This is a genomic window from Pseudomonas sp. OE 28.3, from assembly GCF_014268205.2.
Taxonomy (GTDB): domain Bacteria; phylum Pseudomonadota; class Gammaproteobacteria; order Pseudomonadales; family Pseudomonadaceae; genus Aquipseudomonas; species Aquipseudomonas edaphica.
Genome location: NZ_CP077082.1, coordinates 4,876,967 through 4,896,424, shown reverse-complemented (window position 1 = coordinate 4,896,424; position 19,458 = coordinate 4,876,967). Strand labels below are relative to the sequence as shown.

The following is a 19,458-nucleotide window of genomic DNA, read 5'->3' as shown; positions in this document are numbered from 1 at the left end:
GCCCGTCGCAAGCGGATCAAGCCGCTTGAGTTGAAGTGTAGTGTCATATTTACGATGTAAAGGACTGTTTTTAAAACATCTTCTTCATTTAGTTATAACGTTTATATCTATTTGAACTTAGCGAAAATGTTTCAATGCCGAATTTCAGGCAATAAAAAACCCTGCTTTTTAAACAGGGTTTTTGTGTTTCAGCGACTCGGGTCGATCAGGCAGTCAGTGCCTGACGGGTACGCTCGATCACGGCCTGCAGCGGCTCTGCGCTGGAGTATTGATCGGGGTACAGGCGTTCGCTGTGACGAGCGATGCCGTGTTCGTTGACCAGGGTGAAGCTGAAGCAGCCTTTGCGAGCGGCCATGATCAGGCAGTTCATTGGTGCAAAAGCGTTGGTGAGGGTGCGAATGGCATCCTGAGTGTGGATTTGAGCGTTCATATTATTGGTGTTCCTACAAATGACACGGATAAGAACCGTGCAGCGTTAAAACGTTCCAGTAACGTTGATCACCATTGATCAAACGAAGAACCGACTGGAACAAAGCAGCCAGTTTGAAGCGCTATTAAGTTGGCGCGCTTGGGCTGGCAGGTAGGTACTTAGGAGGGCAGGCAGCACAACAGGGGCAAAGGTTCTGGGCCCGGGGTGAAGATCCTGATCAATTTGCAGGTTGGTTCGGTCAGAGTATTGAGACTTCGCGGCACCCTTTGCATGTTCAAAGGCAGTGTCGTCGCAAGTGATACCTGGAAACCATCGAGGTGGTCGGTCCCGTGTTGTTCAGGGGAGTTGTTCGACCAGAATTGACTTTCAGCTTGGTACTAACGCCGCGGATAGTAACGGATCGAAACCGGGAAGGGAAGCGGCTGAGCAAAAAACTTTTATCAGCTGCCTAGAAAGCCACTATAGACCAGCACTGTTACGGCGGCCGCCAGCGAGCAGCCCAGCACGTAGGCCGCGAGGGTCAGGCGCCAGGAGCGGCCGGTTTCGATCACCGTCATCACGTCGCGCATGTCATTGATCCGGCCTTCACCCAGCTCGATGCACAGGCTTACCGCAGTAAAGGCCGCTGATAACAGGATGGCGATGGCAAACAACGCCCCGTCAGGCGAGGGCAAAGCTGCATTGATTCCCAATGATGTCGCGCAGATGGCGAGCAGCAACACGGCGAACAACAGGATTCCTTTCATCTGCGCCTACAGGAGAGTGACATCGTTGGTGCAGCAGTGTGGCGAGCGCGGGCGGTTTTGAAAAGTGCTCTGTTTTGCAGGCTGGTTGCTCTGTGGCGGTAACATTTTCGGACAGATTGAAGCAAAAAGTGTCGGCGATATAACCAGTGGATGGGTACTTGTGCACATTCGTTGCGCGGTGTGTAACCACTCTGTCAACTGCCCGCAAGTGCCGTCGTTTGCCTGCAACGAAAATTTAAGTCAATGAAAAACATCGCTTTTTTTTATTGGTGAAAAAATCGTCAGTTTGACTGCGGCCCCCGTTTCATGGGGCTTTGAGCGGGTTCAAGGTGGGTTGTCCACTGAGTTATCCACAGCTTCTGTGGATTGTCCCGAGCGCTTGCTCTAGAACGGGCGTGTAGGATTTATCCAGCTTTACCTGCGCGAAAAAAAGAGTAGAGTGGCGCGCCTTCCAATCTGTCCCACAGTGCTTTATGAAGTTTCGCTCAGTATCACCCTCTGTTACCGATACCCCTCAAACTGTTACCACACCCAAGCGATTTTCGTTGAAGGTTGCCTTGTGGCTGCTCGACAGCCCGCGGCTGGGGCATAACGCCAACATCAAGCACTTCGCCGGGCGCTTGCTCAAGCAGCCGGCCCGCGATGGCGTGGTCGCCGCTCAAAGTCGGCTGGGCCAGTTGATGTGCCGCGAGTGCGGCAACGCCCGCGACCGCCGCATTGGCCACGACCTGCTGCGCCTGGCGGCTCGCGCTGGCGACCGCCGCGCCCTGCGCGAGTTGGGGCAGGTCGAAGACTGAGCTGTCCTCGAGCCCCATGCTTGGTTAACCTTGCTCCTTTTCGGTGATGGCAGAAATGGCTATGGTTTTTGACTGGACCAGTATTGCCTTGGGTCTGGCGGGTGCAGCAGTGCCTTTATTGGCCCTGTGCTGGCAGATTCAACGTCGACTGACCGCGCGCATGACCGGTTGGGAGCTGCTCGAAGAGCGCCTGGCAACCGCGCAACTGGCCCAGGAAGGGCTAGCCGCGCAACTGGACGCCAGCCGCGATGAAATCAGCGACCTCAGCCAGGCCAATGCCGCGAAACAGGCCGACCTGGCCGCCATGCGCCGCGAAGTCGAACTGCTGCAAATCGACCGCGATAACGCCCGCGATGCCGCCCATGCCTGGAACCTCGACCGCAGCGCCAAGGAAACCGAGCTGCGCCGCCTCGATGCGCTGTCAGCTGCCTTGCGCGCCGAATTGCGTGAACAACAGGACAGTCATCAACAACGCCTCGCCGACCTGCAAGGCTCGCGCGATGAGTTGCGCGCGCAGTTTGCCGAGCTGGCCGGGAAGATCTTCGATGAGCGTGAGCAGCGTTTCGCCGAAACCAGCCAGGAACGCCTGGGCCAGTTGCTTGACCCACTGAAGGAACGCATCCAGTCCTTCGAAAAGCGTGTGGAAGAAAGCTATCAGAACGAAGCCCGCGAGCGTTTTTCCCTGGCTAAAGAGCTTGAGCGTCTGCAGCAATTGAACCTGCGCCTGTCAGACGAAGCCACCAACCTGACCCGTGCCCTCAAGGGCCAGAAGACCCAGGGCAACTGGGGCGAGCTGATTCTTGAGCGGGTACTGGAACATGCCGGGCTGGAGAAGGGCCGCGAGTACCAGACCCAGGTGAGCCTCAAAGGGCCGGACGGCGAGCGCTTCCAGCCGGACGTGCTGATCATGTTGCCGGGCGACAAGCAGGTGGTGGTCGACTCCAAGGTCAGCCTCACGGCCTATCAGCAATACGTCGCGGCAGATGATGAGGTGATTGGCCAGGCGGCCCTCAAGCAGCATGTGCTGTCCCTGCGTAACCACGTCAAAGGCTTGGCCGGCAAGGATTACAAGCGTCTGGAAGGGCTGCACAGCCTGGATTTCGTGTTGCTGTTCGTGCCCATCGAGGCCGCATTTTCCGCCGCCCTGCAGGCCGAGCCGAACCTGTTTCAGGAGGCGTTTGACCGCCATATCGTGATTGTCAGCCCCACGACCTTGCTGGCTACCCTGCGAGTGATCGACAGCCTGTGGAAGCAGGAGCGCCAAAGCCAGAATGCGCGGGAAATTGCCGAACGGGCCGGCTGGCTGTACGACAAATTCGTGCTGTTCATCCAGGACCTGGATGAAGTGGGCAACCGCCTACAACAGTTGGATAAGGCTTACAGCGCGGCGCGTAACAAGCTGACAGATGGGCGTGGGAATCTGGTCAGCCGTACCGAGCAATTGCGGTTGCTGGGTGCGCGTGCGAGTAAAAGTCTGCCAGCGGATTTGCTTGAACGGGCGATGACCGATTCAGACGGTGTGGCGCATCTGCCTGAGTAAATGCAATCCAAAATGTGGGGCCGAGTAAACTCTGTTTAAAGCGGCAAATGCCGACTCAACAGCGCCCGCAACGCCGCCGGCTTCACCGGCTTGGCCAAGTAATCCAACCCTGCCGCATGCACCTCGGCCACCATCTCCGGTCGCCCATCGGCACTGATCACCACCCCGGGAATCGGTTCTGCCAACTGCGCCCGCAGCCAGCCCATCAGCTCCGTGCCCGTCTCGCCGTGGTCCAGGTGGTAATCCACCAACGCCAGTTGCGGGCGCACGCCCTCGGCCAGCAGTGCCGCGCACTGCGCCTGGTCGGTGGCCGTCCACACTTCGCAGCCCCAGCGCGTCAGCAGGCTGCGCATGCCGATCAGGATGCTTTCCTCGTTATCCACACACAGCACCTGCGCGCCGCTTAATGGCAGCCCATTGTCTGGCGCGATCTTGGCCTGCGGGCTGGCCTGGTTACGCGCCAGCGGCACGCGCACGCTGAACACGCTGCCTTTGCCCGGCCACGAGCGCACGCTCAACGTATGCCCGAGCACGCGGCACAGGCCGTCAGCGATTGCCAAACCCAGGCCCAGACCCTTCTCGGCGCGGGTCTGGTGGCTGTCCAGGCGCTTGAACTCTTCAAAGATGACCTTCTGTTTATCCAGCGGGATGCCAGGGCCACGGTCCCACACTTCCAGGCACAATTCGTCCTTGCGCCTGCGCACGCCCAAAAGCACGGGGCCGTCGGCATAGCGGAACGCGTTGGTGAGAAAATTCTGCAGAATCCGCCTGAGCAACTTGATGTCACTGTCTATCCGCAACCGGCTGCCGCGCAGGCGGAAGCGCAGGTTCTGCTCCTGAGCCAGCGCCTTGAATTCGGCGCCGAGGGTGTCGAACAGCTCGTTGAGCACAAAGGGCTGCCGCTGCGGGTTGATCTTGCCGTTTTCCAGGCGTGAAATATCCAACAAGTCGCTGATCAAGTCTTCGGCCGAGCGCAGCGAGCTGTCCAAATGTTGCACCAATTGCCGCGCGTCGGCAGACAGGCCGTCGTGCTGGTGGGAAAGGGCTGCGGAGAACAGGCGTGCAGCGTTCAAGGGTTGCATCAGGTCGTGGCTGACAGCCGCAAGGAAGCGGGTCTTCGACTGGCTGGCGGATTCGGCCACGCCCTTGGCGTCGGTCAAAGCGACATTGAGCTGGGAAAGCTCATGGGTACGCTCGGTCACCCGTTGCTCAAGGCCTTCGTTGGCCTCGGTCAGCGCCTGCTCGGCCTCCCGGAACGCAGTGATGTCGGTAAAACTCATGACAAACCCACCGCCGGGCATCGGGTTGCCGATCAGCTCAATCACGCGGCCATTCGGGAATAAACGTTCGGAGGTGTGCGCGCGGCCTTGGCGCATCCAATGCAGGCGGCGCGCTACGTGCACCTGGGCCTCACCCGGCCCACACAGGCCGCGCTCGGCGTTGTAGCGAATAATGTCGGCAATCGGCCGGCCCACGCTGATCAGGCCTTCAGGGTAGTTGAACAGCTCCAGGTAGCGGCGGTTCCAGGCCACCAGCTTGAGGGACTGGTCGACCACACTGATGCCTTGGGTGATGTTTTCGATCGCGCCTTGCAGTAATGCGCGGTTGAATTGCAACACCTCGGAGGCTTCGTCGGCGATGCGTACTACGTCCTCCAGCTGCATCTCCCGGCCTTCAATCGCGGCTTTTACCACTGCGCGTGTCGAAGAGGCGCCGAGCACGCCGGCCAGCAGGCGTTCGGTGTGGGCGATCCAGTCGTTATCGGCATTCTGGTTGGGGTTGAAACCTTTGCCTTGGCGATAGGCAAATCGGATAAAGCTCTGCTCGGCGCGTTCCTTGCCGACAAAACGTGCCGCGAGGCTGAGCAGGTCGCTGATTTGCACCGACAGCATCGAGCGCGCATTGGCGCGCTGGCTGATTTCCTGGCCGATAAAGCGCCCGGCCTGCCAATGCTCGGATACCCGTGTGCGCGACAGCATCGAGACCCACACAAACAGCGTGAAATTGCCCGCAAGAGAAAACACAGTACCCAGGGTTAACGAGGTGACGGTGAAACCAAAGGGGTGCGAATGCATCCACGTCAGGCCGGGGAAAAGGCTCAACGACCACCCCAGGCTTTTCGCCGTCACCGGCAGGACCAAGGTGTAGAACCACAAGAAAGTGCCAGCCGCCAAGCCGGCAAATACGCCTCGTCGGTTGGCCTGCTTCCAATACAACGCGCCAAGCATCGCTGGCGCCAGTTGGGTAACGGCGGCGAACGCGATCTGGCCGATGGTTGCCAGGCTCGCGCTGGAGCCGAGCAGGCGGTAACTCACGTAGGCCAGCAACAGGATGATCACAATGCTGACGCGGCGCACCGACAGCATCCAGTGGCGGAACACTTCGAACGGCCGCTCTGCGCTGGAGCGGCGCAACAGCCACGGCAGCAACATGTCGTTGGAGACCATGGTCGACAAGGCAATGCTCGCCACAATCACCATGCCGGTGGCCGCCGAGGCGCCGCCGATAAACGCCAGCACTGCAAGGGCCGGGTGCGCTTCGGCCATGGGCAGGCTGATCACGTAGGAGTCCGGCAATACCGAGGCGGGCAAGAGCATTTTGCCGCCGAGGGCGATAGGGATGACGAACAGCGCGGCGAGGATCAGGTACGCCGGGAACACCCACTTGGCCAGGCGTAAATCCTGCGGGTCGATGTTCTCTACCACGGTGACGTGAAACTGCCGGGGCAGGCAGATAATCGCCATCATCGCTACGCCAGTCTGCACCACCATCGATGGCCAGTTAATGGTTTCTGTCCAGTATTCTTCAAGGCGCGGGGCGAGCATGGCCTGGCTGAACAGATCGCCAAAACCATCGTATAGGCCGAAGGTCACGAATGCGCCTACCGCCAGAAAGGCGAACAGCTTGACCAGGGATTCAAACGCGATCGCCAGCACCATGCCACGGTGGTGTTCGGTGGCATCGAGGTTGCGGGTACCGAACACAATGGTGAACAGCGCCAATACCAGCGACACGATCAACGCGGTGTCCTGGGCGCGGGTGCCGGTGGTGTCGGGGCCGGAACCGATCAACAGGTTCACGCCCAGCACGATGCCTTTGAGTTGCAGAGCGATATAGGGCAGCACGCCGACCAGGCAGATCAGCGCCACCACCACCGCCAACGATTGGGATTTGCCGTAGCGTGCGGCGATAAAGTCGGCAATGGAGGTGATGTTTTCCTGTTTGCTGATCAGAATCATCTTCTGCAACACCCAAGGTGCCAGCACCAGCAGCAGGACAGGTCCCAGGTAGATTGGTAAAAACGCCCACAGTTGTTCGGCGGCCTGGCCTACGGCGCCGAAGAAGGTCCAACTGGTGCAGTAAACGGCCAGCGACAGGCTGTATACCCAGGCACGTATTCGTGGCGGTAGCGGCGCGTGGCGGCGATCACCGTAAAAGGCGATGGCAAACATAATGGCCATATAGGCCAGGGCAACGGCGGCGATCAGCCCGCTGGACAGCGTCATGGTAACTCCGAGCATAAGAACACCCGGGCATTCCGAGCCCGGTGGGACAGTCTCGCATGATGCTGGGGGTTAGTCAGTGTCGACCAAGGTCGTGTGGGATCGAATGTCGCAGCGCGTGTTCAACGCGGTGGCAGGGTTTTCTGACGCAAGATGTAAATGCTCACCAGCACTGCACTGGTCAGCATAAACCCACGTGCCCAAGGCAGCGGCACCAGGTAGCAGGAAAAACCAATGCTCAGCCACATCAGGCCGATGGCGTAGACCTTGCCCTTGAGCGGAATGCCATTGCCGTCCAGATAGTCTTTGATCCACGGCCCCAGGCGCGGGTGTTCCACCAGCCATTGGTAGAAGCGCGGGGAGCTTCGGGCGAAGCAGGCGGCTGCGAGTAGCAGGAAGGGCGTGGTCGGCAATACCGGCAGGAAGATACCGATCACTCCCAGCGCTACGCTCAGCCAGCCGATGGCCAGCAGCACGTAGCGCAGGAGCAGTGAGCGCTTGCCCATGGGCGTCATGGGCAACCGACTCAGTGGTGACGTGGCTTGAGGATCGCCGGTTTTTCGTCAGGCGCATTGCACAGCAGGTACAAGGCGGTGAGGGCTTCCGGGATCTGTACGATCATGTCGTCCATCAGGTTGGCATCGGCGGCGATGTCGGAGAATTCCGGCTGGTCGTCGAACAGGCCCGAACCGACCATGATCGGCAGCAGCATTTCGCTGACTTCTTCCTCGGCAGTTTCGAACCAGGCGGCTTCGCGCAGGAACACACCTTCCATGAAGCCGATGCACCAGCCGCGCAGGTCGGAGTCATCCGGCTCCTCGCCCAGGTCCAGCTCGCACGGCAGCTCGAATTCCTCATCGGAAGCCAGTTGGCGACCAATGTGGGCCTTGAGGGCCAGCAGGGTGGATTCGATTTCTTCGCGTTGGGCGGCGTCGGCGTAGTGCGGTTCTTCGGCGAACAGCGCGTCGATCCATTCACGGTCGGGCACGACGTCGGCGCAGATCGACAGGGCGGTCAGGTAGCCGTGAGCGGCCACGTAGTCCAGCGCCTCGTCATGCAGCTCATCGGCGTCGAGGAAGGCTTGCAGGCGGGTTAGTTGCTCAGCGAAGGACATTGAAGGGCTACCTTGGGAATAAACGATGCGCAATTCTAGGCTTTCTTGAGCGTCCAGGCCAGCTGCAAGGCATATTTGCCGGGTACTGGAGCGGGGTGACTATTCGTCAGTGGCGCCCTTTGCCAGGTAACGCTCGGGTATACTGCCGCGTTTTGTGATGCCCCTGCAGGCCAAGCGCCAATCCGCGAAAACTTCGCTTACGGATTATTTCCCGTGAAGCGGTGTTTTTTCGGCCAGCCTGTACAGAGGGATTTCGGCACCATTTTGGAGTTTTACATGCTCGAACAGGCTCAACGCGTCCTCAAGGACATCTTCGGCTACGACAGTTTTCGTGGCCGCCAGGGTGCGATCATTGAGCGCGTGGCCAGTGGCGGTGATGCCCTGGTCCTGATGCCTACCGGCGGCGGCAAGTCGCTGTGCTTTCAGGTGCCGGCGCTGTTGCGCAATGGCTTGGCCGTGGTGGTGTCGCCGCTGATCGCGTTGATGGACGATCAGGTCGCCACCCTAGAAGAACTCGGTGTCGCCGCCGCCGCCTTGAACTCCACCTTGAGTGCCGAACAGCAGCGCGAGCTGGCTGCGCGCATCAAGCGCGGTGAAGTGAAGATGCTCTACCTGGCGCCAGAACGGCTGGTGCAGCCACGCATGCTGGCCTTCCTGCAAAGTCTGGAAATTGCGCTGTTCGCCATCGACGAAGCCCACTGCGTGTCGCAATGGGGCCACGATTTCCGTCGCGAATACCTGCAACTGGGCCAACTGGCGGAATTGTTCCCCGACGTGCCGCGCATCGCCCTGACCGCCACCGCCGACAAACGCACCCGCGAAGAAATCGTCGAGCGCCTGCATCTGCAGAACGCCGAGCGCTTTCTGTCGAGCTTCGACCGGCCGAATATTTTTTACCGCATCGTGCCCAAGGAACAACCGCGCAAGCAGTTGCTGGCGTTCCTGTCCGAGCGGCGCAGCGACGCAGGCATCGTGTATTGCCTGTCGCGCAAGAAGGTCGATGAAGTGGCCGCGTTTCTCTGCGAGCAAGGCTACCCGGCGCTGCCGTATCACGCGGGGCTGCCCAATGACACGCGCTCTGCCCATCAGAAGCGCTTCCTCAACGAGGAAGGCCTGATCATGGTGGCCACCATCGCGTTCGGCATGGGCATCGACAAATCCAACGTGCGTTTTGTTGCACACATGGACCTGCCAAAGTCCCTTGAGGCCTACTACCAGGAAACCGGTCGCGCCGGCCGTGATGGCCTGCCGGCGGATGCCTGGATGGTCTACGGCCTGCAAGACGTGGTGATGCTCAAGCAGATGTTGCAGAACTCCGAAGGCGACGAGCGCCACAAACGCCTGGAACAACACAAGCTCGATGCCATGCTCTCGCTGTGCGAAGAGACCCGCTGCCGCCGACAGACGCTGCTGGCGTATTTCGACGAGGACATGCCCGAGCCATGCGGGCACTGTGACAATTGCACCGATGGCGTACAGACCTGGGACGCTACCGAGCCGGCGCGCCAGGCGTTGTCGGCCATCTACCGTACCGGCCAGCGCTACGGCGTGGGGCATCTGGTGGACGTATTGCTGGGCAAGGACAACGAGAAAGTGCGCAGCTTCGGCCACGAAAAACTCTCGGTGTACGGCGTCGGCAAGGCGCGCGCCGAAGGCGAATGGCGTTCGTTGTTCCGGCAGATGGTCGCGCGCAACCTGGTGGACATCGACATCGAAGGCTACGGCGGCTTGCGCCTGAACGACAGTTGCCGGCCATTGCTCAAGGGCGAGGTGAGCCTGGAGCTGCGCCGCGACCTTAAGCCGCAAACCACCGCAAAAAGCAGCAGCACCAGCCCGGCCAGCCAATTGGTGCGTGGCGAAGAACGCGAACAGTGGGAAGCCTTGCGCACCCTGCGGCGCAAACTGGCGCAGGAACACAGCGTGCCGCCTTACGTCATCTTTCCCGACTCCACGTTGCTGGAGATGTTGCGCGAGCAACCGACCAGCATGGCCGAGATGGCCAAGGTCAGCGGCGTGGGTGCGCGCAAGCTGGAACGCTACGGCCAGGCCTTCCTCGAGGTGCTCGGCGGCCAGGCCGAGGCGCCCAAGGAAGTCGCCGACATCCGCCATGAACTGATCAGCCTGGCACGTGCCGGCATGACCCCGATCCAGATCGCCGGCCAGCTGCAATGCTCGGAAAAAAACGTCTACACCTTGCTGGCTGAATCCATCGGCAAGCAACAGTTGTCGTTGGAGCAGGCCCTTGATTTACCGGAAGATTTGCTCGGTGAAATCCAGGATGCCTTCCTCGACGGAGAAGGCGAATTGCCACCTGTCACGGAGATCGCACCGCTGTTTACCGGGCGTGTTCCTGAGGGGGTTTTGTATTGCGTACGTGCCGCTTTGCAGTCTGAATTCGAAATTTAATGTGCCAATTACGACAATGTAACGAATCAGTACATAGCACCACTTGCCTCCTGGCATGGCTCATGCTTAGCTGACTAATAATTAGCCACATTCTATTTTCAGTCTAAATCATGAGTTTTTTATGCCGTTAACCGAACAACACCGCTTTGGCATGCAGTTGGCGCAAATGTCCCGAGGCTGGCGCGCCGAACTCGACCGCCGTTTGGCGGGGCTGGGCTTGTCCCAGGCGCGTTGGCTGGTGCTGTTGCACCTGGCCCGTTTTGTAGATGCGCCCACCCAGCGTGAACTGGCGCAAAGCGTCGGCGTAGAAGGTCCGACCCTGGCGCGCCTGCTCGACAGCCTTGAAGGCCAGGGCCTGGTGCAGCGCCAGGCGGTGCTGGAGGATCGTCGCGCCAAACGCATTCTGTTGTGCGACACCGCCCGTCCGTTGATTGATCAGATCGAAACCATCGCCACGGCCTTGCGCCATGAGTTGTTCGTGGGCGTGGATGAAGAAGATTTGCGCGTGTGCATGCGCGTGCATGGGCACATTCTGGCGAACCTGGAAAAGTCCTGAGGTGTGGCGAGGGAGCTTGCTCCCGCTGGGCTGCGTAGCAGCCCCAAAGCCATCAACCTCGTTGCACCTGAATGATCGCATTCACCGCATTGGGGGCGCTTCGCACCCCAGCGGGAGCAAGCTCCCTCGCCACAGTAGCCTGGCATCCAGCTAGAACGTCTGCCCCAGGTTCAGGTACACCGCCTGCTGCTTGTCATCATTGAACCCATAGCTGAAATTCAGCGGCCCTAACGGCGTATCAAAACCGAGGAAAATACTCGCGGCATTGATGTACCCGCTGTCAAACTGGTTATCGTTGTTCCACGCCCGGCCGCGTTCCACCGATGCGCCGAGGTACAGCGGGAAATCCAGCGGCAGGTATGAGCGCGGCGTCAGGCGGCGGTAGTACACAGCACGCATCAGGGCGATGTTCTGCCCCGAGATTGAGTCTTCGCGAAAGCCTGATAATTGCCGCGCACCGCCGAGCAGAAAGCTGGAAACCACCACGTCGGATTTATCCAGCGTGCGCCCATAACGACCGCCGAGTATCAAGGTGTCCGGGCCGTGGCTCATGGCCTTGTCCAGCTTGAACTCCCACTGTCGGTAGCGCTGGTCCGAACCCAGGCCGGGCTCGAACTCTCGGAAGGCCAGGCCGATGTCTTCGCCGGTATGGGGGAAGTACACGTTATCCAGCGAATCGAACGAGTACTTGAGCTCATAGAAACCCTCATTGAAGCTCACACTCGGCAAGTCGCGCTCGCCAACACGCACATCTGCCTTGCCCCAGGCTTCACCGACGCCGAAGCGGATCTCGCCGCTATTGCCAATCTGGCGCCCCACGTTCAAACCAAAACCGTAGCGCTCCAGGCGATATTCGGCGATAGGGTCGCTGTCCAGCACCAGGTCGACGTTCTGCGCCTGGGCACTGATATAAGGCGCGACGAAATAGCGCGAGCCCACATCCAGTGGCTGGTAGAACTCGCTGTACAGCTCTTGGCGATCACCAATCTGCACGCGCGTCAGCCATTCGGCGCCAAGGCGGTTGATGCCGTTCATGCGGTAACTGGCGCCGAGGTTGTAAGCGCTGGCGCCGCGCATGTCATCCGACAGGTTCAGGCCCAGGCGCAAATAGTCGGTGCCGCTGCGTTTGCCGCGCGCGCTGATGACCAGGGTATTGTCCTGGCCCTTTTTCACCACGCGGTATTGCACCTGCTCGAAGTAATCCAGGCCGTACAACGTGCCCATGTCGGTTTGCAGGCGGCCCAGGTTCAGCGGCTCGCCCAGGGTTTGGCGGATGTAGTAGCGAATTACGTCGTCACTGACTTTCGAGTCGTTCTCCACCTTGATGGCGGTGATCACCGGCGTGCGTTCGCCCGGGGTGCGGGCCTCAACCAATTGCGGGTCGATCGGTTCGGCGGGGCGCAAATGCGCCAGGCGCACGTCGAGGGCGCGGGTGGCGCGGTAGCCGGCGTCGATCATGTCCTTGGCGCGGCCGAAGTCCGTCACGCCGTAGGCGGCCAGCGGTGGCTGGATCAGCACATCCTTGGGATGCAGGGCCTTGAGTTGTTCTTCTGAGTTGCGCCGGGTCATCAGGGTGATGGACTGGTTGAGCACGTCCACGACCGTCGCCAGTTGCTTGCGTGAGCGCAGCGGCGTGCCGATGTCCACGACGATAGCGATGTCGACGCCCATTTCGCGCGCCACATCCAGTGGGATGTTGTCGGTCATGCCGCCGTCCACCAACAGCCGTCCGTCCAGTTCCACCGGAGCGAACACTGCCGGGATCGACATGCTCGCACGGATCACCTGGGGCAAGTGACCCTTGCTGAACACCACTTTTTCGCCGGTGGTGATGTCGGTGGCCACAGCGCGGAACGGGATTGGCAGCTTGTCGAAGTTACGCGTATTGCTGGAGTGGGCGAACATGCTTTCCAGCAGCAGCGCCAGGTTCTGGCCCTGGATCACGCCGAGCGGCAGGCCAAGGCTGCCGTCATCGCGAAAGCTGAGTTTTTGTTTGACGAGGAAATCGCGGTCATCCTGTTTGCGCCGAAACGGCACATCTTCGCGCGGCGGGGCGTCGGACAATGCCTGCTGCCAGTCGATATTGAGCGCGAGCTTTTCCAGTTCATCGATCTTGTAGCCCGAGGCGTACAGGCCGCCAATCACCGCGCCCATGCTGGTGCCGGCGATAGCATCGATATGGATACCTTGCTCCTCCAGGGCCTTGAGCACGCCAATATGCGCAAGGCCACGGGCGGCACCGCCGGACAGCACCAGGCCGATTTTGGGGCGTGGGCTTTCGACGGCATCGGCGATCAGGGGAAGCAGGCACAGAAACAGGCAGGACAACAGGCGGCGCATCATGAATCTCGAGGCTGGGCGATAAAGGCCGGTATTATAGTCACTCGATCGTCCGTGCCCGATATGTCAGGAACTTCTCTAATTATGTCTGCCAGCAAACCCGAGATCGTCATCACCTATTGCACCCAATGCCAATGGCTGTTGCGCGCGGCGTGGCTGGCCCAGGAATTGTTGAGTACATTTGCCGATGACTTGGGCCGTGTGGCGCTTGAGCCAGCCACCGGCGGGGCGTTTCGCATCACCTGCGACGGTGTGCAAATTTGGGAGCGCAAGGCCGACGGCGGCTTTCCAGAGGCCAAGGTACTCAAGCAGCGCGTGCGCGACCAGATCGACCCGCAGCGCGACCTGGGGCACAACGACCGCCAAGCCTGAAGGCTACGCGGTGGCTGCCGGCTGTTTGGCCTGGCTGGCACTGCCCATCAAGCCTGAGAGCACGATGGCGACAATGATCAGCGCGCCGCCCAGCAGCATGCGCAAGGTCGGGGTTTCGGCAAACAGCAGCCAGGCCGCGGTGATGCCATAGACCGGCTCCATGGCGAACACCACGGACGCGGTGCGCGCCTTGATCACCGCGAGGCTGGCGACAAACAAGCTATGGGCCAGGCCGGTGCAGAACACCCCGAGCAGACCGATCCACAGCCAGTCAATCGCACGTACATCCGCCAGGCCCGGTGCTGCGACTGGCAGCAGGCACGCCGCGACCACCACGTTCTGGCACAGCGCAGCCTGCACCGCCGGAATGCGCCCGGAGCTGGCGCGGTTGTTCAGCGACAGCAGCGAGAACAACAGGCCCGAGAGAATCCCCCACAGCAGGCCGCCCGTGGCTTGGCTGGCGAGGTCGAAGTCTGGCGTGACCAACACCAGGCCCACCGTGACCAGCGCAACCAGCAACACTTCGTTGGCGCGAATGCGCTCACGGAAGATCAGCCCTTCAAGCATCACGGTAAAGGCCGGGAACGCGGTGAAGCCAAGGGTGGCGACGGCCACCCCGGCGACTTTGACGGCAATGAAGAAGGTCACCCAATGCGCCGCCAGCAGCACGCCACTGACCACGAGGCGACGCCAGTCGCGCATCTCCAGGGTTTTCCAGGTGGTGTTGCTGGCAAATCGCGCAAAGATCGCCAGGGCGATTACGGCAAAGGCGGCGCGACCAAACACGATGATGGCCGGCGAGGCGGCTGCCAGCTTGCCGAAAACACCAGTGAGGCCAAACATCAGTGCGCCGATATGCAGGGCGCCAAGGGCTGAGCGGGGAGTCATTGCGATCCTTGAAACAACGGGGGTGACAGAATCGCAGTCTAGAGGTTCGAGGGCGCCGGTGTCTGTCGCGGACCTCGCGAATCTTAGCGCCAGCCTCTCATCATAATCATCCCATTAGGCAACGAATAACCTGTGGCGAGCAGGCTTGCCCTGCGTTGGGTTGCGAAGCGACCCCAAAAATGGGACTGCTGCGCAGTCCAACGCGGGGCAAGCCCGCTCGCCACAGTGACGGTGTTCGCGGTTGGGATCAGCCGCCTGGGCGGTCAGCGTTGATGATTACGATGAGCGGCGTAAGGTGCCCGGTGAGGCGCCAAACTCACGCAACATGGCGGCAGAGAAGGCACTTTGCGAGGCGTAGCCGACGCGCTCGGCAATTTCGCCAACGGGCAGTGGCGTCTCGCGCAGGAGCTTCAGCGCCATGTGCAGACGACGGCCGCGCAGGTAGTCCATGGGGGTTTGCCCGCACTCGGCCATAAAGCGCGCATGCAGGCGCGCTACCGAGAGATCGGCAATACGCGCCAGATCGGCCACCTGCAACGGGTGCGCAGCATGGCGTTCGATGTGCGCATTGAACGCGGCATACGGCAAACGCTTGCCCGGTAGCGGTTGGGCCAGCGGATGATTGAGACTGGCCAGCAGCAACACCGCGCCTTGCTGGGCGATCAGCGGGTCATCCACCGGGCTGTGTGCCAGCCATTGCACCAACTGGCTTTGCCGGGCGTCCAGTGTCAGTCGCGCCGGTTGATCGAGCAGGCGGCGACTGGTGTCGGCGTGCTCGCCCAAGGACTGCGCCACCCAATGTTCGTCGGGCACATCCAGCACCAGGCAGCGGCTGCCGTCGCGACTGCCGCAGGCATGGTGGGCCGAGAAGGGCAGCACCATCACGCTGCTGGCGTGCACCTGGCTGCCCAGGCCATCGACTTCCAGGTCCAGATGCCCCGACAACCCGAACACCAGTTGGGCGTGGTCATGGCTGTGGGCGAGCGGCTCTTCAATGTAGTGGCGCAGCGTGAGGGTCGGTCTCATCGCGGTCTCCTGGGCAGCAGGCCTGCAGTCTACAACGCTTCAAGGGCTTTGATCGCTGTCATCAGACTGACGCACAGTTGTCATGGGCTATTAACCGCCTGGGCGCAAGCTCGCGAAAACACCGTCGAGGGATGCCCATGACCAGTGCCGAGTTCGCCAAACCCAGCCGCAAACAACGGGTTCGTACCCTGTGGATCTCCGACGTGCACTTGGGCACCCGGGATTGCCAGGCCGAGCACCTGTCACAGTTCCTCAAGGGCTACCACGCCGACAAGGTCTACCTGGTCGGCGATATCATCGACGGCTGGAAAATGCGCGGCGGCATGTACTGGCCTCAGGCTCATACTAATGTGATCCGCCGCCTGCTGACCATGGCCAAGCGCGGCACCGAGGTGATCTACGTCACCGGCAACCACGACGAATTCCTGCGCCGCTACTCCAAGCTGATCCTGGGCAATATCCAGCTGGTGGACGAGGCCGTGCACGTCACTGCCGATGGCCGCCATCTCCTGGTGATTCATGGTGATCAATTTGATGTGATCACCCGATACCACCGTTGGCTGGCGTTCCTGGGCGATTCGGCCTATGAGTTCACCCTCACGCTCAACCGCTGGCTCAATCACTGGCGTGCGCGGTATGGCTATGGCTACTGGTCGCTGTCGGCGTACCTGAAACACAAGGTCAAGACGGCGGTGAGTTTTATCAGTGATTTCGAAGAGGCGATCGCCCACGAAGTGACCAAGCGCGAGTTGCATGGTGTGGTGTGCGGGCATATTCACCATGCCGAGATTCGCAAGGTGGGCGAGGTGGACTACCTTAATTGCGGGGATTGGGTGGAGTCGTGCACCGCGTTGATCGAGCACTGGGATGGCAGTATCGAGTTGTATCGGTTGGCGGATGCGCAGGCTAAAGAGGCGCTGCTCAAAGCTGAGATGGTTGCGGGCTAGAAGGTTCGCACGGTCAAAAATGTGGGAGCTGGCTTGCCTGCGATGGCGGTTGTTCAGTCAACTTATTCAGTGACTGACACACCGTAATCGCAGGCAAGCCAGCTCCCACAATTTGATTGGATTTCTTCAGTTACTTCGAGACGTCGGCGATGGCCTCGGCCAGTAATGCCAGGCGTGTCGCGTCAATACCCGCCACATTCGCCCGCCCCGAACTGACCATATACACGCTGTGCTTCTCGCGCAGTTGCTTGACCTGCTCAGCACTCAAACCGGTATAGGAAAACATCCCGCGCTGCGCACCAATATGCGCAAACTTCTCGGCCAGCCCGTGGGGCGCCAGCGCCTCCACCAGCCCGGAGCGCAGCTGGGCAATGCGTGAACGCATGGCCTCGACTTCATCGCTCCAGCGCTTTTTCAGCTCGGCGTCGCCCAGGATGGTCGCTACCACTGCGGCGCCATGATCCGGCGGCGTCGACCACAGGTTGCGCGCGATATTCGCCAGTTGGCTGCGCACGTCCGTGAGCTTCTCGGCGTCTGCCGCGCACACGATCAGCGCGCCGACACGGTCGCTGTACAGGCCGAAGTTCTTCGAGCAGGAACTGGTGACCAGCACTTCCGGCAGCTCGGCGGCAAACAACCGTACCGCCCAGGCGTCCTGCTCCAGGCCGTCGCCAAAGCCCTGGTAGGCGAAGTCGATCAATGGCAGCAATTGCCGTTCGCGCACGATGTGCAACACCTGGCGCCAGTCGTCCTGGGACAAGTCAAAACCGGTCGGGTTATGGCAGCAGGCATGCAACAACACCACGTCGCCTGTGGGCACGGTGGCCAGTGTTGCGAGCATCGCGGCCACGTCCAGGCGGTTATCCGCGCCCACATACGGGTAATGGCTGACCTTGAGCCCGGCCTTGGCGAAGATGGTTTCGTGGATCGGCCAGGTCGGGTTGCTCAGCCACACGCCGCGGTCGGGCAGGTTTTGCGCGATAAAGTCGGCACTCAGGCGTAGTGCGCCGGTGCCGCCAGGGGTTTGCGTAGCACCGGCGCGACGTTCGCGAATCAGCGCTGAATCGGCGCCCAGCACCAGCTCACTGATCAGCGAACCGAAGGCCGCATTGCCATGGCCGCCGATATAGGTCTTGGTGGTTTGCGTGTCCACCAGGCGCTGTTCGGCCAGTTTTACCGAGTGCGGAATCGGCGTCAGGCCCTGGTCGTCCTTATACACACCCACGCCCAGGTCGAACTTGTTCGGGTTGGCGTCCTGAGCATACAGGTCCATCAGCCCGAGGATCGGGTCCCCGGGCACGCGGCCAATGGCATCAAAATGCATTACTTGCGGCCCTCGGCGTCCTTGGCCACTTCGTCGGTGCGCGCGGCCATGATGAAGTCGTTGCGGTGCAGGCCTTTGATCGAGTGGCTCCACCAGGTCACGGTGACTTTGCCCCACTCGGTGAGCAGGCCCGGGTGATGGCCTTCGGCTTCGGAGATTTCACCCATGGCGTTGGTAAAGGCCAGGGCGAACTTGAAGTTCTTGAACAGGAAAACCTTTTCCAGCTGCATCACGCCGTCGCGTACTTCGATGTTCCAGTCGGGAATCTGCTTTATCAGTACCGGCAGCTCTTCGTCGCTGACTTGTGGGGCATCGGCGCGGCAGGCTTCGCAGTGGGCTTGGTTCAAGGTGGTCATGGGGGTGTCCTGAATTCGAAAGATTGAGATCAGTGGGCGTTACCCTAAAGCAACGCGAGGCCAGGGAACAGATTCACCTGGCCTCAAAATGTAAGGTTCAAGCAGCTTCGGGTTTGGGCGGCACTGCCTTTGGGGTGAAGAGCGGCGCATGCAGACCCAACTGCATACCGCGCTCGACCATGCCCATGATGTCTTCCTGCGCCACTTCAAACAGGCGCTTAAGCTCGGGCAGTACGAAGTACAGCGGTTGCAGGATGTCGATGCGATACGGCGTACGCATTGCTTCCAGCGGGTCGAAGGCCTGGTGTTCGGGTTCATCCGACAGGCAATACACGCTTTCTTTAGGCGACGACAAGATGCCGCCACCGTAGATGCGTCGACCTTGCGGCGTGTCCACCAAACCGAATTCGATGGTCATCCAGTACAGGCGCGCCAGGTACACGCGTTGCTCTTTGGTGGCCGCGAGGCCGAGCTTGCCGTAAGTGTGGGTGAACTCGGCAAACCATGGGTTGGTCAGCAGCGGGCAGTGGCCAAAGATCTCGTGGAAAATATCCGGCTCTTGCAGGTAGTCCAGTTCTTCGCGGGTGCGAATAAAGGTCGCCACCGGAAATTGCTTGCTGGCGAGCAATTCAAAGAAGGTCTGGAAGGGGATCAGTGCGGGGACGCGGGCAACTTGCCAGCCGGTGGTTTCGGCCAACACCTTGTTGATCTCACCCAGTTGCGGGATGCGGTCCAGGGGCAGGCCGAGCTTGTCGATGCCGTCCAGGTATTCCTGGCAGGCGCGCCCCTCGATCACTTTCAATTGGCGCGTGATCAGGGTGTTCCACACCGCGTGTTCTTCCGGCGGGTAGTGGATAAAACCTTGCGCATCGGGCTCGCGGGCCACGTAGTGCGTCTGCTTCATACGGCTCTCCTGCTAGGCATTCGTTCTTGTTATGTCCTGCGATGAGCCTATTGATAACGCGGAAGGCGACGGATTCCATCGGGCTTCGGTGCTTGCGCGTAGGAAAAGTTACCGTTATTCGTAAAGTTTTCGTTACGGTATGCCGGCCTCTCGTTGTCTTGGGCTGGGAAAAGGTCACAAGCTGTCACATAATCTTGACGACTATCTGC

The 19,458-nt window shown here is 60.5% G+C and carries 17 protein-coding genes; 6 read left to right on the top strand and 11 right to left on the bottom strand.

Features of this window, described 5'->3' with window-relative positions; translation table 11 throughout:
* Window positions 1-205: 205 nt before the first annotated feature.
* Together HU759_RS21870 and HU759_RS21865 are read right to left on the bottom strand one after the other, a co-directional pair.
* Window positions 206-430: a hypothetical protein gene (locus HU759_RS21870; protein ID WP_005790139.1), complete on the bottom strand. Its 225-nt coding sequence runs from the start codon at window positions 428-430 to the stop codon at window positions 206-208.
* 440 nt (window positions 431-870) lie between these two features.
* Window positions 871-1,176, bottom strand: a complete 306-nt coding sequence (locus HU759_RS21865) for a hypothetical protein (RefSeq protein WP_170039146.1) — start codon at window positions 1,174-1,176, stop codon at window positions 871-873.
* Between the two features lie 473 nt (window positions 1,177-1,649).
* Here HU759_RS21865 and HU759_RS21860 point away from each other — a divergent pair, with 473 nt between their 5' ends.
* Both HU759_RS21860 and rmuC read left to right on the top strand, forming a co-directional pair.
* Window positions 1,650-1,973: a hypothetical protein gene (locus tag HU759_RS21860; protein WP_099548863.1), complete on the top strand. Its 324-nt coding sequence runs from the start codon at window positions 1,650-1,652 to the stop codon at window positions 1,971-1,973.
* Between the two features lie 175 nt (window positions 1,974-2,148).
* Entirely contained in the window at window positions 2,149-3,513 is a 1,365-nt protein-coding gene (gene rmuC, locus HU759_RS21855) for a DNA recombination protein RmuC (protein ID WP_163005473.1), read from the top strand.
* 35 nt (window positions 3,514-3,548) lie between these two features.
* Here rmuC and HU759_RS21850 read toward each other — a convergent pair whose 3' ends face one another.
* The 3 genes from HU759_RS21850 to HU759_RS21840 all read right to left on the bottom strand — a co-directional run bounded on the left by HU759_RS21850 (window position 3,549) and on the right by HU759_RS21840 (window position 8,130).
* Window positions 3,549-7,019 carry a PAS domain-containing hybrid sensor histidine kinase/response regulator gene (locus HU759_RS21850; RefSeq protein ID WP_017134907.1) on the bottom strand — a complete coding sequence of 1,157 codons (3,471 nt, stop codon included), beginning with the start codon at window positions 7,017-7,019 and terminating at the stop codon, window positions 3,549-3,551.
* Between the two features lie 119 nt (window positions 7,020-7,138).
* A complete protein-coding gene (locus tag HU759_RS21845; protein ID WP_169984834.1) occupies window positions 7,139-7,531 on the bottom strand; it encodes a YbaN family protein in 393 nt (130 codons plus the stop codon).
* Between the two features lie 11 nt (window positions 7,532-7,542).
* On the bottom strand, window positions 7,543-8,130 hold the full coding sequence (locus tag HU759_RS21840) for a YecA family protein (RefSeq protein WP_017134909.1): 588 nt from the start codon (window positions 8,128-8,130) through the stop codon (window positions 7,543-7,545).
* A gap of 276 nt (window positions 8,131-8,406) precedes the next feature.
* Between HU759_RS21840 and recQ the strand changes: the two genes are divergently transcribed.
* Together recQ and HU759_RS21830 are read left to right on the top strand one after the other, a co-directional pair.
* Window positions 8,407-10,536, top strand: a complete 2,130-nt coding sequence (gene recQ, locus HU759_RS21835) for a DNA helicase RecQ (RefSeq protein WP_017134910.1) — start codon at window positions 8,407-8,409, stop codon at window positions 10,534-10,536.
* A gap of 121 nt (window positions 10,537-10,657) precedes the next feature.
* Window positions 10,658-11,092, top strand: coding sequence for a MarR family transcriptional regulator (locus HU759_RS21830; protein WP_017134911.1), 435 nt, complete (start codon window positions 10,658-10,660; stop codon window positions 11,090-11,092).
* Between the two features lie 150 nt (window positions 11,093-11,242).
* Here HU759_RS21830 and HU759_RS21825 read toward each other — a convergent pair whose 3' ends face one another.
* Complete coding sequence (locus HU759_RS21825; protein WP_099548865.1) at window positions 11,243-13,432, bottom strand: patatin-like phospholipase family protein; 2,190 nt, start codon at window positions 13,430-13,432, stop codon at window positions 11,243-11,245.
* Between the two features lie 84 nt (window positions 13,433-13,516).
* On the opposite strand from HU759_RS21825, the gene HU759_RS21820 reads away from it, so the two are divergent.
* Window positions 13,517-13,804, top strand: a complete 288-nt coding sequence (locus tag HU759_RS21820; protein ID WP_099548866.1) for a SelT/SelW/SelH family protein — start codon at window positions 13,517-13,519, stop codon at window positions 13,802-13,804.
* A 3-nt stretch (window positions 13,805-13,807) separates the two neighbouring features.
* Here HU759_RS21820 and HU759_RS21815 read toward each other — a convergent pair whose 3' ends face one another.
* Both HU759_RS21815 and HU759_RS21810 read right to left on the bottom strand, forming a co-directional pair.
* On the bottom strand, window positions 13,808-14,692 hold the full coding sequence (locus HU759_RS21815; RefSeq protein WP_170040623.1) for a DMT family transporter: 885 nt from the start codon (window positions 14,690-14,692) through the stop codon (window positions 13,808-13,810).
* A gap of 276 nt (window positions 14,693-14,968) precedes the next feature.
* Window positions 14,969-15,718: an AraC family transcriptional regulator gene (locus HU759_RS21810; protein ID WP_169984830.1), complete on the bottom strand. Its 750-nt coding sequence runs from the start codon at window positions 15,716-15,718 to the stop codon at window positions 14,969-14,971.
* A gap of 137 nt (window positions 15,719-15,855) precedes the next feature.
* Here HU759_RS21810 and HU759_RS21805 point away from each other — a divergent pair, with 137 nt between their 5' ends.
* Window positions 15,856-16,665, top strand: a complete 810-nt coding sequence (locus HU759_RS21805) for a UDP-2,3-diacylglucosamine diphosphatase (RefSeq protein ID WP_017134916.1) — start codon at window positions 15,856-15,858, stop codon at window positions 16,663-16,665.
* A 130-nt stretch (window positions 16,666-16,795) separates the two neighbouring features.
* Here HU759_RS21805 and HU759_RS21800 read toward each other — a convergent pair whose 3' ends face one another.
* The 3 genes from HU759_RS21800 to phhA form a co-directional block, all read right to left on the bottom strand.
* Window positions 16,796-17,989, bottom strand: coding sequence for an amino acid aminotransferase (locus HU759_RS21800; protein ID WP_170040624.1), 1,194 nt, complete (start codon window positions 17,987-17,989; stop codon window positions 16,796-16,798).
* The gene (locus HU759_RS21795) at window positions 17,989-18,345 is read right to left on the bottom strand and encodes a 4a-hydroxytetrahydrobiopterin dehydratase (RefSeq protein ID WP_017134918.1); all 357 of its coding nucleotides are present in this window, start codon (window positions 18,343-18,345) and stop codon (window positions 17,989-17,991) included. Before HU759_RS21795 ends, HU759_RS21800 begins: the two co-directional genes overlap by 1 nt.
* 97 nt (window positions 18,346-18,442) lie before the next feature.
* The gene (gene phhA, locus HU759_RS21790; RefSeq protein WP_017134919.1) at window positions 18,443-19,249 is read right to left on the bottom strand and encodes a phenylalanine 4-monooxygenase; all 807 of its coding nucleotides are present in this window, start codon (window positions 19,247-19,249) and stop codon (window positions 18,443-18,445) included.
* Between the last annotated feature and the right edge of the window lie 209 nt (window positions 19,250-19,458).